The sequence below is a fragment of the Nostoc edaphicum CCNP1411 genome (genome assembly GCF_014023275.1).
GTDB lineage: Bacteria > Cyanobacteriota > Cyanobacteriia > Cyanobacteriales > Nostocaceae > Nostoc > Nostoc edaphicum_A.
On record NZ_CP054698.1, the window covers coordinates 1427775 to 1441076 of the forward strand.

General features: G+C 40.3%; 10 protein-coding genes and 1 pseudogene. 9 read left to right on the top strand and 2 right to left on the bottom strand.

Translation table 11 applies throughout. From position 1 onward, the window contains the following. Positions 1–578 precede the first annotated feature (578 nt). The 4 genes from HUN01_RS08605 to HUN01_RS08620 all read left to right on the top strand — a co-directional run bounded on the left by HUN01_RS08605 (position 579) and on the right by HUN01_RS08620 (position 6434). A complete protein-coding gene (locus HUN01_RS08605; protein WP_181930916.1) occupies positions 579–3587 on the top strand; it encodes a peptidase domain-containing ABC transporter in 3009 nt (1002 codons plus the stop codon). A 96-nt stretch (positions 3588–3683) separates the two neighbouring features. Further along, entirely contained in the window at positions 3684–5267 is a 1584-nt protein-coding gene (locus tag HUN01_RS08610; protein ID WP_181930917.1) for a beta-barrel domain-containing protein, read from the top strand. 103 nt (positions 5268–5370) lie between these two features. After that, positions 5371–5868 carry a DUF427 domain-containing protein gene (locus HUN01_RS08615; RefSeq protein ID WP_181930918.1) on the top strand — a complete coding sequence of 166 codons (498 nt, stop codon included), beginning with the start codon at positions 5371–5373 and terminating at the stop codon, positions 5866–5868. A gap of 65 nt (positions 5869–5933) precedes the next feature. Beyond that, a complete protein-coding gene (locus HUN01_RS08620) occupies positions 5934–6434 on the top strand; it encodes a GrpB family protein (RefSeq protein ID WP_181930919.1) in 501 nt (166 codons plus the stop codon). A gap of 537 nt (positions 6435–6971) precedes the next feature. On the opposite strand, the pseudogene HUN01_RS08625 reads toward HUN01_RS08620, so the two are convergent. Then, a pseudogene (locus HUN01_RS08625) lies at positions 6972–7998 on the bottom strand (IS4 family transposase). A 320-nt stretch (positions 7999–8318) separates the two neighbouring features. Continuing rightward, on the bottom strand, positions 8319–9311 hold the full coding sequence (locus HUN01_RS08630; protein ID WP_181930920.1) for a metal ABC transporter solute-binding protein, Zn/Mn family: 993 nt from the start codon (positions 9309–9311) through the stop codon (positions 8319–8321). 672 nt (positions 9312–9983) lie between these two features. Here HUN01_RS08630 and HUN01_RS08635 point away from each other — a divergent pair. From HUN01_RS08635 to HUN01_RS08655, 5 genes are all read left to right on the top strand, one after another. Then, a complete protein-coding gene (locus HUN01_RS08635) occupies positions 9984–10319 on the top strand; it encodes a hypothetical protein (protein WP_181930921.1) in 336 nt (111 codons plus the stop codon). 317 nt (positions 10320–10636) lie between these two features. Next, complete coding sequence (locus tag HUN01_RS08640) at positions 10637–10987, top strand: YtxH domain-containing protein (protein WP_181930922.1); 351 nt, start codon at positions 10637–10639, stop codon at positions 10985–10987. A gap of 11 nt (positions 10988–10998) precedes the next feature. Continuing rightward, the gene (locus tag HUN01_RS08645) at positions 10999–11538 is read left to right on the top strand and encodes a DUF948 domain-containing protein (RefSeq protein WP_181930923.1); all 540 of its coding nucleotides are present in this window, start codon (positions 10999–11001) and stop codon (positions 11536–11538) included. Positions 11539–11726: 188 nt separating this feature from the next. Then, on the top strand, positions 11727–12536 hold the full coding sequence (locus tag HUN01_RS08650; RefSeq protein WP_069071856.1) for a TPM domain-containing protein: 810 nt from the start codon (positions 11727–11729) through the stop codon (positions 12534–12536). A 97-nt stretch (positions 12537–12633) separates the two neighbouring features. Continuing rightward, positions 12634–13263, top strand: a complete 630-nt coding sequence (locus HUN01_RS08655) for a precorrin-8X methylmutase (protein ID WP_181930924.1) — start codon at positions 12634–12636, stop codon at positions 13261–13263. Positions 13264–13302: the final 39 nt, after the last annotated feature.

Genomic DNA, 13302 nt, shown 5'->3' on the forward strand with positions numbered 1-13302 from the left:
TTTCATAATCGGGTATAGCAGTGTTTATCAAGGAAAGCTCACTGTCTTTTGCCATAGGTGATACTGTTAATCCCTACTATCCAAGAATTTGTAAAAAATAATTCAGAAATTTAAAGTTTTTTTTATTACATAATTCTTGACTAGGGTATTTACTTAGGAAAATATCTGTGATATTTTCATGTTGATTATCATAAATTAAAATAAGCAACGCTAAGTTTAACAACCGCGTTTCTGTATCTTGGTTTGATGATAAGTATCCATCTTGCATACTTGCAATGCTAAATATTGATTTTAAACTTGTATAAATTCTGTAGTGTTAACCAAGTAATAACTTGTCCTCGATCTAGTTATACTATCCTTGGTTTTGAACAATGCATAGCAGTAGGAACTTTGTGATGTGAAAGCAGGTATTTAATTAGACGAAACTAACCACCGTGCTTTTACATATTTAGTCACACTGAATACCACAAAAGTCTTGCTGCTGCTGGCATAAAACCAAACACTGCCACTGTTAGTAAAAGAGATACTCCCTAATATTTTCGACTTTATTCCTCACTTTTACCTTCAACTTGTTTTATATGACTTATATTAAGAACACTTTTCCCGAATTTCTTACCACCCTAGAAGGGTTTGAGCAGTTACCAGATGGAGCGATCGCTAATTTATCAGAACAGCTGCAAGCTTGGCGATATCGCATAGGTCAGAAAATCATCGGTAAAGAAAGTCTTCCAGAACGCATCACCATTATTTATGAGGGACAAGTGCGCCTGTTAGGATACGACCCCCAGACGCAAATGCCAATTACCCTAAAATTACTGCAACCAGGGGAAATTATTGGCGAAATTGGTTTGTTGCGCGATATCGCCTGTGAAACAGCGATCGCTTCTACCGAAGTAGTCTGTTTAACCTTGAGTGCATCAGCATATTTTAGCTTTCTGGCTTCATACCCAGCTTTTGCCGAAGCTCGTAAGAACCGCAGTTATTTGGTAGAAGTTTTCGATATTCTCGGTTCCTATTGGCAAAAACAAGCGATCGCGACTTTAAACCTCAGAGAACTGGCAGAAAAAGCTTTACCACAGGCGAAAGTACAATATTTACCCCCAGGGAAAACTTCATTTAACCAACTGGATAGCGAAGGCGTCTGGTTTGTAAGTGGCGGTGGGACAGTCACAAATTTATCACCTGGCGATCGCGTAGAATCGGATGATGACAGAGACAAAATTCAAGTCATAGGTCAAAATCCCGCACGCTTGCTTGGTATACATCCCTCAGATTTGATCTTGGAAGATAGCCATGAGATAGTACTTGCGGTAAGTAACACCCAATTAGATACCCAAGATGAAGATGAATTAGATATACCTTATGCATCAGACGAAATAGTTCCACAGACAGCCCCCCAGACCTCAAATATTTCGTCAAAACAGAAATACCCGTTTTTTGGTGGTAAGGGAGAACTAAATACAGCCTTCGCCTGTTTCCAAATGGTCGCAAAGCACCTAGAAATGCCGTTTCGCCGAGAGGTGGTTCGCCGCATCTTGACCGAGCAAGTCAAACGTCAGGGTACCATATCGTTTCAAGTTACTGCTTACCTGGCGGAGTTAATCGGACTTAAGGCGCAGTTAGTAGATATACCAGTTGCTTCAGTGACCCGCATTCCTACACCAGCATTGATTCGCTATGGTGATAATTTTGCAGTTTTATATGCAGCGGATGCAAATACCGTGGTAGTGGGTGTCCCATCTAAAGGAATTGTGCGTTGTAAACCTGCTCAATTGGTTGAACAATTAGATGTTGATCCAACCAACTTTCCACCCCAAGCGAGAGTATTACTGCTTACTGCTACCAACCAAACACCCCAAGAACGCTTTAGTTTACGGTGGTTTATTCCCTATTTGTCAAAGCATCGGCGAGTCTTAATAGAGGTTTTTATTGCTTCCTTTTTCGTGCAGTTGGCGGCGTTGGCAAATCCGCTAGTTGTCCAGTTAATTATCGACAAAGTTATCACTCAAAATAGTATTGGTACACTACATATTTTGGGGATTTTACTATTAGTAGTCGGGCTATTTGAAGCAGTCCTGACTACCTTACGAACCTACTTATTTGTAGATACCACTAACCGGATCGATATGGGGTTAGGGTCACAAATCATCGACCACTTACTACGTTTACCGCTGCGTTATTTTGAACGCCGACCGGTGGGTGAACTTTCTACTCGTATCAACGAACTAGAAAATATCCGCCAATTCCTGACAGGTACTGCCTTAACGGTGGGGTTAGATGCTCTGTTCTCGGTGGTTTATATCGGTGTAATGCTGATTTACAGTTGGCAACTCACCTTGGTAGGCTTAAGCACAATTCCTGTGTTTATCGTGATCACCTTAATTGCTTCTCCCACAATTAGTAGACAGTTACGCGCCAAAGCCGAACGCAACGCCGAAACACAATCTTATTTAGTGGAGGTGATGTCAGGAATTCAAACAGTTAAAGCGCAAAATATCGAATTGCGATCGCGCTTTTCCTGGCAAGAGCGTTATGCTCGGTTTGTCGCCGCTGGTTTTAAAACAGTTGTAACTTCTACCCTCGCGAACTCTACCAGTAACTTTCTCAACAAACTCAGCAGTTTACTAGTTTTGTGGGTAGGAGCTTATCTAGTACTTCAAGGGGAATTAACTTTAGGTGAATTAATTGCTTTTAGAATCATATCGGGTTACGTCACCAGCCCCATATTGCGTTTAGCTCAACTCTGGCAAAGCTTCCAAGAAACTGCCTTGTCCCTAGAGCGTTTAAGCGATATTGTCGATACACCACAAGAAGGAGAAACAGACCGCTACAACATACCCTTACCTGCGATTAAGGGAGCAGTGAAATATGAAAATGTTTCCTTCCGTTTTGGTACAAGTGGCCCTCTGCAACTTTCTAATGTCAATCTCGAATTTGCACCAGGGAAATTTATCGGCATCGTCGGGCAAAGTGGATCTGGTAAAAGTACGATGATGAAATTACTGCTGAGACTTTACGAAACTGAGTCTGGCAGAATCTTGATTGATGGTTATGATATCGCCAAAGTGGAGCTTTATTCACTGCGACGACAAATTGGTGTAGTTCCCCAAGAAACGTTGTTGTTTGATGGCAGTGTTCAGGAAAATATTGCTCTAACTAATCCCGATGCGACAACCGAAGAAATTATCGAAGCGGCTCAGGTTGCTTGCGCCCATGAGTTTATCATGAACTTGCCCAACGGTTACAACACACGCGTGGGAGAACGCGGTTCGGCACTTTCAGGTGGACAACGACAAAGAATTGCGATCGCTCGCTCAGTTTTACAACGACCAAAATTATTAGTTTTAGATGAAGCAACTAGCGCCCTAGATTACCCCACAGAACGGCAAATCTGTCTGAATTTAGCCAAAGCATTTAAGGGTGATACAGTATTTTTTATTACTCACCGCCTGAACACCGTGAGTAACGCAGATATGATTGTCGTAATGGATAATAGCAGGGTTATAGAACAAGGCAGCCATCAAGAATTAATGGCTACTAAAGGTCATTATTATTATCTATATCAGCAACAAGATGTGAACTTGTAATTAGTCATTAGTTGTGGGCAAAAGTTTTTGGCATCGGTAAACATTGCCCACCCTACAAAAAAATCTAAAATCTAAAATCCAAAATCCAAAATCGTTATGACTCAACTTAATGGGAATCATCTCAACGGTAATCAAAAAAACGGCAATCAGAAAAATGGATCTAAACAAGATTCACCGATACTTACAAAACAACAGAAAGCTGATCAAGAGTCTTTAATTAACTCAAGTGCTCAAGAATTTGAGCAATCTGTTGTCTTGCGCCAATCTCCAATTTGGTCGCGTACAATCATGGTTACTCTTATGGCCTTAGCCTGCTTTGGAATTACTTGGGCTTATTTTGCGAAAATTGAGCAAGTAGTGCCAGCAACAGGGCAATTAAAGCCACAAGGAACAATCAAAGAAGTTCAGGCTCCTGTTAGTGGAGTAGTAAAAACAGTTAATGTCAAAGATGGACAAGAGGTAAAGCCAGGAGATTTGCTGCTGACCTTTGATTCCATAGCCCCTGTTGCTGAATTAAATTCTTTGAACCAGATTCGCATTGCATTAATTAAAGAAAACCAGATTTATCGCCGATTAATGGGAGCGAGTAACGCTACAGGATCAGAACTGTTATTTTTGCGCGGTAATTTGCCACAAGAAACTGCTTTTCTGCTGAAAAGTCGGGCAGCACTAGTAGCAGAAAATGACCTATTGCGAACTCAATTCAAAAATTCTGGTCAAGATTCTAGACTAGGTATTGATGAACAGCAACGTCTAGAAGTTGCCAAAAGAGAGTTAGATTCTCGATCAGCTGCGGCAGAATTAGAAATAGAGAAAACCAAGAAACAACTTTCTCAAAACCAAGTCAAACTAGAAGATACTAAAGCAGGTTTAGCAATCCAACAGCAGATTTTAGATAAACTTAAAATATTAGCAGAAGAAGGCGGTATTTCTCAGCTTCAATATCTCAACCAACAACAACAAGTACAAACACTCGCGGCGGAAGTAGCACAACTAGGTGAAGAACAAAAACGCCTCCAGTTTGATATTCAAAAAGGACGGCAAGAGCTAAGTAATACTGTAGCTGTTTCTGATAAAAACATTGTAGACAGTATAGCTAATAACAAAAAACGCATTGCCGAAATCGATAGTCAATTCACGAAAGTTCTTCTAGATAATGAACAGCGTTTAGCAGATGTCAATAGTAAAATATCTCAAACACAGTTAAACGTTAGATATCAAGAACTCCGCGCACCTGTAGCTGGAACAGTTTTTGATTTGCAAGCAAAAAACCCTGGTTTTGTAGCGAATCCGACTACGAAACTGCTGCAAATTGTCCCCAATGAAAACTATATAGCTGAAGTTTTCATCACCAACAAAGATATCGGTTTTGTACGGAAAGGCATGAAGGTAGATGTCAGAATTGACTCCTTTCCTTACAGCGAGTTTGGCGATATCAAAGGGGAAGTGAGTGACATAGGGTCAGACGCATTACCGCCAGACCAAACCCATCAGTTTTATAGATTCCCGGCAAAAATCTCATTAGATAAGCAATCCTTAGTGATTAAGGGTAAAAATGTTACTTTGCAATCAGGTATGTCTATCAGCGCCAATATAAAAGTGCGTGAAGAACGGACTGTGCTTAGTTTGTTCACTGAGTTGTTTACCAAGCAAATTGATACTCTTAAAGAGGTGCGTTAAACAAATTTGAGATTGGAAATTGTGAAAAACTGGAAAATAAGTAATGCATTAGTAATGGTTTATATTAAAAAATATAAGCCATTACTAATTGCTGATATCTAAAATGGTTAATTCTCAACGCATCGAACCCGCTCCCGGACAAGAATCAGTTTGGGATTACCCCCGTCCTCCTCGTCTGGAGGACACAAGCAAACATATCCAAATAATCTTTAATAGCGTAATAATTGTAGATACCCACAACGCCAAACGTGTTTTAGAAACTAGTCATCCTCCTTCTTACTACATTCCTCCTGCGGATATCAAAATGGAATATCTACAGATGACACCACAATCTAGTTTTTGCGAGTGGAAGGGAGGTGCTTTTTACTACAAAATTCAAGTGGGTGACAAAGAAGTTCATAATGCTTGTTGGTTCTATCCCAACCCCACACCAGCCTTTGAATCTATCAAAGACTACGTAGCTTTTTACGCTCATTTAATGGATAAATGCTACGTGAATAGTGAAGAGGTGCAACCACAACCCGGTAACTTCTACGGCGGTTGGATAACCAGTGATATTGTTGGGCCATTTAAAGGCGCTCCTGGTACTTGGGGATGGTGAGTCAATTTTAGATTTTGGATTGTAAATTTTGGATTCAAATTCAAGAAAGTTGTTTCTAAATCCTGATGAAAGTAGAAGTAGTGCCGCATGATTCCACATGGCACAGTAAATTTGAGGAAGAATCAAAGGATGTTGCGCTCATACTAGGTGAAAATGTAGTTGCTATTCACCATATTGGCAGCACAGCAATTCCAAATATCTACGCGAAACCCATTATTGATTTGTTGATTGAAGTTGAAAACATCACCAAAGTAGATAATTGTATTTTGGGCATGGAGGCATTAGGTTATGAAGCAATGGGCGAGTTTGGTATTCCAGGTCGCCGTTTCTTCCGTAAAGATAATGAAACAGGTACAAGAACGCATCATGTCCACACCTTCAAAGCCAAATCATCGGAAGTAGAACGACACTTAGCGTTTCGGGATTACATGATTGCACATCCCGAAGATGCACAGAAATATAGTGAATTAAAATGTAAGTTAGGGAAGCATTATCCTAAAGATATCATCGGATATATGGATGGTAAAGATGGTTTTTTGAACCTCACACGACTTGAAGTCGCGTGATTCCTGCTTCAACGATCTATGCCTGAATTGCTCCAGGTCTTACAAGTTCTCCACAGGCATTTTTGAAGTCTCCGGCGCACCGATGGCGACTTTTAAACAAGTACCTAAAAAGTTAAGTATGTTTAACCTCTGTACCTTAAAGATTTTACCCACCAGAGGATCGATACAAAAGTATCTATTTCCCGGTAGAACCCCATATCTTTAGTTGCCGTGGTTCAGGTTAGCTTGGTTTTCGCTATATATTAATTTTAACAGAATATGGAGCGCCTAACTCATGACTATAAGTCACGAGTGTGCGGCTTGTAGAAATCAAAGAGATGCAAAAGAAAGCATTGGTGTGGTGTAAACCAATACTTCTCGGTTAAGGGTAAAAGGGGAATGGGAAAGGGAAAAGAAAAAACCTTTACCCCTTAACCTTTAACCTTTTCCCCAAACCCGATTCCGAGTTAAAAGTGATTAACCGAGAAGCAGAAATGTTGAATGCTGATACAAAACTTTACATAGATAGTTACACTAACTCTAAAAAGGCTAAATTAGTCAACATAACATCATCTCCTCAAACCAATGAACATAGCTGATTTTCTGACACATACAAGATTGCAAATAGCGGAATTTATCTAATAGTGTATGTCCCCATTGTGCGGGAATAGATAAAAGCTGTAAAATCAGATAAGCTATTAAACTAACGTAAATTTGTATGGTGATACCGTTGACGTTTTTGGTAATTAATTTGTCAAGTTTTAAGTGCATCTTTAAAAACTTCCACAAGAGTTCAACTCCCCAACGTAATCGATAAATATCCCTAATTTCATCATCATTAACAGCTGCATCTCCCGACTTTGGTAAATTAGTCACTAAGCGGAACTCAGTTTTCGTTTCTAAATCACAAAAATTAATGACTCTATAGGCAATAGCCTCATCAGATGCACCTACTTTGACTAATCCAGTTGCATCCTCAAATTCTAGTAACGAAATTGTTTTTTAATCCGCAAAACAAAATATTTGTTTTCTTGTACCAATTCTTGAATGAATTTTAATCCCGCAAAGCCTCTATCCATTACCCCTACAGCATTAGTTGGGAGACTAGACATCATCTTGGAACCAAATTTATAATCATGATCATGTCCAAAATTGATCAAGTTATCTTCTGGGCTACCTGTAGCTAAATTCAAAGAACTAAAAAGTTTGACTTGATGATGACCCAAAACCCATAACAATTTACTTGTCAGGGTAATAATTGTTGAATCAATAGGACAAATAGCATATTTATCGTGTAATTTTTTTGTGAATTTTCTTCTGTACTAATTCATTTAATTTTTGGTAAATTCCTTGAAATTGTTTTTTGGCTTCGATGTAAATTTGCTTTAGAAAAAGTAGAAATATCTACCTCAAATCCTGTATTGTTTAATCTCTTAAATAAATCTCGCATACTTGTTAAGCTATTATCCAGAGCATAGGATAGCCAGCACTCAAAGAATAGACGACTATTCAATACTGGATAATCATTTTTTGGCAGGCTTTTCAAGATATCTTTGACAATTTTGGGAAATGAATTTATAATCACAATCAAACTAATATAGTTTAAGCCTTCGCCCAAAAATACCATATTTTGGGCTATTTTTATCGGATTTTTCTTACCGTTCAACACTTCTGACCGAGAAGTATTGTGATGTAAACTTGATAAGTCTAAATAAAACAATCTTTTTTAACGTTTAAAATCCGAATTTTATCTTCAAAAATAGATTTAAAAACCAATACGGTTCAGTTAAGGGCTAAGTGTACAAAATTGTGGGTTTTCGAGATGCGATAAATCGCCGTCTCTACAAGTGTTTTGGTCTTATCTGAACTGTATTGGTTTATAGGATTACTAAATTGATGTTATTGCTATCTAGTAGCTTTCGCTTGAAACATCAAATATGTCCCTCCAAGACCTTCCACAATTGTGCGTGTATTGGCAATCATCATTTTTTGATAAGTGTCCCCGTCGCTTCCTGCTTCTCCAAGTCCCTCAGAATACAGGTTTCTGTTAGAAACTTTCACTTCAGCTTCTGTGGCTACAGATTCAATCAAATTAGGATTAATTTCTACCTTAGCAAAAACTGTTGGTACTCTAGCCCGTTTAATATTTGTAGCTAAATTTTTGACTCGTGCGGCTGTCAGTTTTTCGTTAGTACTAATACTTTGTAATCCCCCTGCTAATGGAATACCGTATGCTTTGGCGTAATAACCCAGTCCATCATAGGTTGTAACTAACTTGCGTTGTTTGGCAGGAATACTGGCAATTCTTGACTTAATCCAGCTATCTAGTTGAGTGAGTTCATTGGTAATTTTTTTGGTATTGCTAGTATAAGCCTCTGCATCACTAGATTCTAATTTTCTCAAGTTACTATTAATTACCTCCACCATTTTGATAGCACTTTTGGCATTGTGCCAAAGATGAGGATCTGTGACAGTCTTAGAGGCTGTCTGAAGTTTTTGTGGCTTAGGCACTGCCAGTTGACCAACGGCTATTTTTGGTGCAGGGTTTTTAGTCGCTTTAATTAATTTGATCAGATTTGGTTCAAAATTATAACCAGTATAAAGAATAAGATTAGCTTGCTCAATGGCTTTACGATCTTCCGGTTTTGGTTTATAAAATTTGGGGTTGGCAGCAGGAGGAATTAAGCAGGTGAGGTTAACTGTATTTCCGGCAACCTGTCTGGTCAAGTCACATAGTACGCTTGTAGTCGCTACGACTTGAGGAAGATTCTCGTCTACCTGGGTGGTAGTCTGAGTGAATGTGGTTCTTGCAGCTTGATTTCCACACCCAACAAATCCAATTGTCAAAGTAACAAAAATAGCTCGGAAGAAATTATTCAATGGTGATTTTTTTGACATCCTCAACTCCTACTGGATGTATAAAAAAAGATAATCATTATCGGTAAAGTATTAGTGAAATAGCAAGAGGAAGTCTTCAGCAGGGAAGAGGTTAAGGGGAGACAGGTAAGCCTTCGGCTGAGAAAAGGGTAAAGCTTAAGGGAGGAGGAATTAATAGACTCTCTCTTTTCCCTTTTCCTCAGCCCACACCCAGCAATTTTTGGTTGGTGAACCATTAGTGAGGTTTTTACAGGCAAAATATTTAGTTAACTTCACGCAATAGGCTGGAAAACTGGTAGAGGTAGGAGCACAATAATAAAGACGATGCTGGTAAGCCTTCAAGGAGTGTAGTGTAGTTATCACCGTCTGTTGAAGGGGCTATACCATTGTGCTTACACACCACAAAGATCGCAAATTGAATAGGGTTATCAGGCTAAGGAGTGGGACGTAGTAATGATGAGGCTTATTGAGCATACGGGTTGATTTCGCAAACCGAGTCGTGAATCTAAAGTAATTGTAGCTGTGGTTTTGCGAGGTGTGGACATATAGTTGTTGCAAAATTGGCAAATTGGCGTTTTTTTAGCCATCAGCCTTTGTTACACTAAATTTTCACCATCTAGTTTCTTAATCATTAAATAAGAGCCAAATAAAGTATATATAACAATTCCTCAAAGCTAATATTGAAGATAAACAATGGTAATTTTAGTTGTCATAATTAACACCCTCATTTCGATGACACTACTGTATGTGGCTTGGCGGGTGTGGCAACTCAAGCAGCAGTTAGCATACATAGCAGATAGATTAACCGCCTATGAAAGTTGTACCCATACAGCACTGAATAAAGCACCCGAAAATATTTATCTCAGTCAGCAGAATATCCATAACTTACGGCAGAGAAATCAAGCGCTACAAATACAAATTCAACAAGTGCGGCAAATTATCAGTCTACTTTTGCTAGGAAAGCAAATCTGGCAGCGTTATTTTCCGAAGCTAGAGTTAATAACCGGGAAAAAAACAGTTGCAAAATGAGTTATGTCAGGTTCACATGAACATTTATAATTAGGGCTGACGAAGGACACTGAGAGAAGTCCGTAGTAAGATCCCATAGGGTGCATTAGCTTCTGGTGTAGGCATAGCCTGCCGCAGGCGTCGCTCCCCCTTCTCATACCTTACTCTTTAAGTTTGCTAGCAAGAGCGTCTCCGTCAGCAGAAGGTTACAGAACTAATGAGTAAAAGCAACATTTCTGGCTGATATTTTGTCACGATAGATTAACTGGATAAAACCGGTTGAGTCTTGCAAGGGGAGACAACCCACCTAAAATGGGTGTAAGGAGAGAAATAACAAGATGTCTAATAACCGTTCTGGAGTATTTATTGGCGGTTTGATGCTGGGGGCTACTATCGGTGCTTTGACCGGTTTGCTTGCCGCTCCACGCACAGGGCGCGAAACGCGTAAAATTTTGAAAAAATCTGCTAATGCTATCCCAGAATTGGCAGAAGATTTATCAACGAGTGTGCAAATCCAGGCAGATCGTCTTTCTGCTAGCGCACTACGAAACTGGGATGAGACTTTAGATAGATTACGGGAAGCGATCGCAGCAGGTGTAGATGCCAGTCAGCGAGAAAGCCAAGTCTTGAAGCGACAAACATCTGTTGAAGACTCAGATTCGCTTCCCCAGGAATTAGAACGCTCATAAATGATACAACCGTGATTGAACCCCTGTTTTGGTTGGGACTTTCCTTACTTTTAGTCGCCACAAGCTTGACTGCGGTTTTAGTGGCGGCAATACCGGCTTTGCAGGAGTTAGCACGCGCTGCTCGCAGTGCAGAAAAGCTATTTGATACCCTCTCACGGGAATTACCGCCCACCCTAGAAGCCATCCGCGTAACTGGCTTAGAAATCACTGACTTAACGGATGATGTGGGCGAAGGTGTAAAAAGTGCTAGTCAAGTAGTGAAACAAGTTGACCAAAGTCTTGATAGTGCCAGAAAACAGGCTCAAAATCTGCAAGTAGGTACACGTACTATTTTTGTTGGCGTGAAAGCTGCTTGGAGAAATTTCACGCGCCAAAAAGCTGCGAGGCGAACAGGCGATCGCTTATCAAGCAATGAAAAACCACCACTAACGTTGCGAGAACGAGAAGTGCCCAGGCAAGAAAATCGCCGGATAAACACAGAAGTGTACCGTGCTAATGACGGTTATAACGACGCTGTTAGCTGGGAAACCAATTTCGATGATAAAGATTGAATTAGGGGATGGGGCATGGGGCATTGGTTATTCTCCTTGTTCCCTCATCTTCCCCACTCCCCAAAAACCCTTTGCTTTGATCCCCTAGATTAGAGTAAAGTAAACAAGTGTAAAGAACTATCATTTTTCTAGTACTCTTTTAAAACAACCTGTTCGCTTTTACCGTTGATATTTGTATAAAAACGTCCATGCAATCTTGTTTTTGGCGACGAATTCTCGTATCTATTGCAATATTTTTCCTGGCTGGGTCAATTTGGGTCATGCATTCTCCCCCAGCACTGGCTTATGACAATCCTGAGTTACTTCCTAACACCTTTACGCCAGTTGTAGACTTAGCTAAATCTCTGCCTGTGCTGCAAGAAGAAAAGCTTGTCAAAGATTTAGAGCAGTTTGAAGCCGATACGGGCTGGAAACTGCGAGTATTGACTCAGTACGATCGCACCCCAGGTCGCGCAGTTATAAAATATTGGGGCTTGGATGACAAAAGTATTTTACTAGTTGCCGATTCTCGTGGCGGTAACATTCTCAGTTTTAGTGTCGGCGATGCTGTTTATAAGCTTTTACCACGGACTTTCTGGATAGAATTGCAAACCCGTTTTGGTAATTTGTACTTTGTCCGCGAACAAGGCGAAGACCAAGCCATTCTGCAAGCTTTAGAATCGGTTAAAGGCTGTTTAATTAAGGGTGGTTGCAATGTTGTCCCCGGACTGCCACGAGAACAGTGGATTCTCACCTTGATTACCTCAGTTATTGGTGGGGTGATTTGTGGATTTGCAGCTCAACCCCGCGAGAAAGGACAAGTTTTTGCTTGGCAATGGGCTTTAATTTTCTCACCTTTGTGGGGAATCTTGTTTATTGCCTTTGGCATTGGGCCAGTGGTGACACGCACAAGTGACTGGTTACCTCTAGTTCGCAATATCTCTGGGTTTCTCATTGGCGTCTTGGTTGCCTACTTATCTCCTATTTTCAGTCGGCCTTCTTCCAGTAATGAGTTATGAGTGAGCAGTTAGGAGTTTTTAATTAACTTATAACTCCTAACTCTTAACTCTCTGAAGCTGATAAGCTGAAAGCTAATATTTGAGAAGCTCAACAAAAATGGAATGGCACGTAACTGATGCTCAAAGTTTAGCAATTATTGATAGTGAAATTGGTGATCATGTCTTTTCACCCGCAGAGTATGAGATTGTGCGTCGGGTAATCTATGCCACGGCTGACTTTGAGTATAAGTCTTTGATTCGCTTTTCTGAGCGTGCCTTGCAAGCTGGAGCCGCAGCACTAGCCGCGCGTACCACGATTGTGGTAGATGTGCCGATGGTACAAGTAGGTATTGCATCTGATATTCAAAACACCTTTGCTAATCCGCTGTATTGCAGCATGGAAGCTTTAACACGCCCCCAAAAAGAAAAAACTCGCGCAGCATGGGGAATAGAAACCTTAGCAAAGCGTTATCCAGAGGGTATTTTTGTGGTGGGTCAAGCACAAACGGCACTGACTGCACTGGTAGATTTAATTGAAGCTGAGGAAATTAGACCTGCTTTAATAATTGCGACTCCAGTCGGATTTGCAAATGCTGATGAAGCTAAGGAGCGTTTACAAGACTCTCTAGTGCCTCATATTACAATTGACAGTCGCAAAGGGAATGCAGTTGTAGCAGCTGCGATCGTTGATGGATTGGTAGACTTGGCTTGGCAAGCCTATGGACAAGATGGAAATCGGGGAAGCTAGTCAGGTCGGCTCAATTGTATTCTGTATCCAAAAGAGTAT

Bases quoted from the DNA above. Each gene is read 5' to 3' on its own strand.
- HUN01_RS08615 (WP_181930918.1), top strand. From the start codon at position 5,371: ATGGTTAATTCTCAACGCATCGAACCCGCTCCCGGACAAGAATCAGTT.
- HUN01_RS08650 (WP_069071856.1), top strand. From the start codon at position 11,727: ATGCAATCTTGTTTTTGGCGACGAATTCTCGTATCTATTGCAATATTT.
- HUN01_RS08605 (WP_181930916.1), top strand. From the start codon at position 579: ATGACTTATATTAAGAACACTTTTCCCGAATTTCTTACCACCCTAGAA.
- HUN01_RS08610 (WP_181930917.1), top strand. From the start codon at position 3,684: ATGACTCAACTTAATGGGAATCATCTCAACGGTAATCAAAAAAACGGC.
- HUN01_RS08655 (WP_181930924.1), top strand. From the start codon at position 12,634: ATGGAATGGCACGTAACTGATGCTCAAAGTTTAGCAATTATTGATAGT.
- HUN01_RS08620 (WP_181930919.1), top strand. From the start codon at position 5,934: ATGAAAGTAGAAGTAGTGCCGCATGATTCCACATGGCACAGTAAATTT.
- HUN01_RS08640 (WP_181930922.1), top strand. From the start codon at position 10,637: ATGTCTAATAACCGTTCTGGAGTATTTATTGGCGGTTTGATGCTGGGG.
- HUN01_RS08630 (WP_181930920.1), bottom strand. From the start codon at position 9,311: ATGTCAAAAAAATCACCATTGAATAATTTCTTCCGAGCTATTTTTGTT.
- HUN01_RS08635 (WP_181930921.1), top strand. From the start codon at position 9,984: ATGGTAATTTTAGTTGTCATAATTAACACCCTCATTTCGATGACACTA.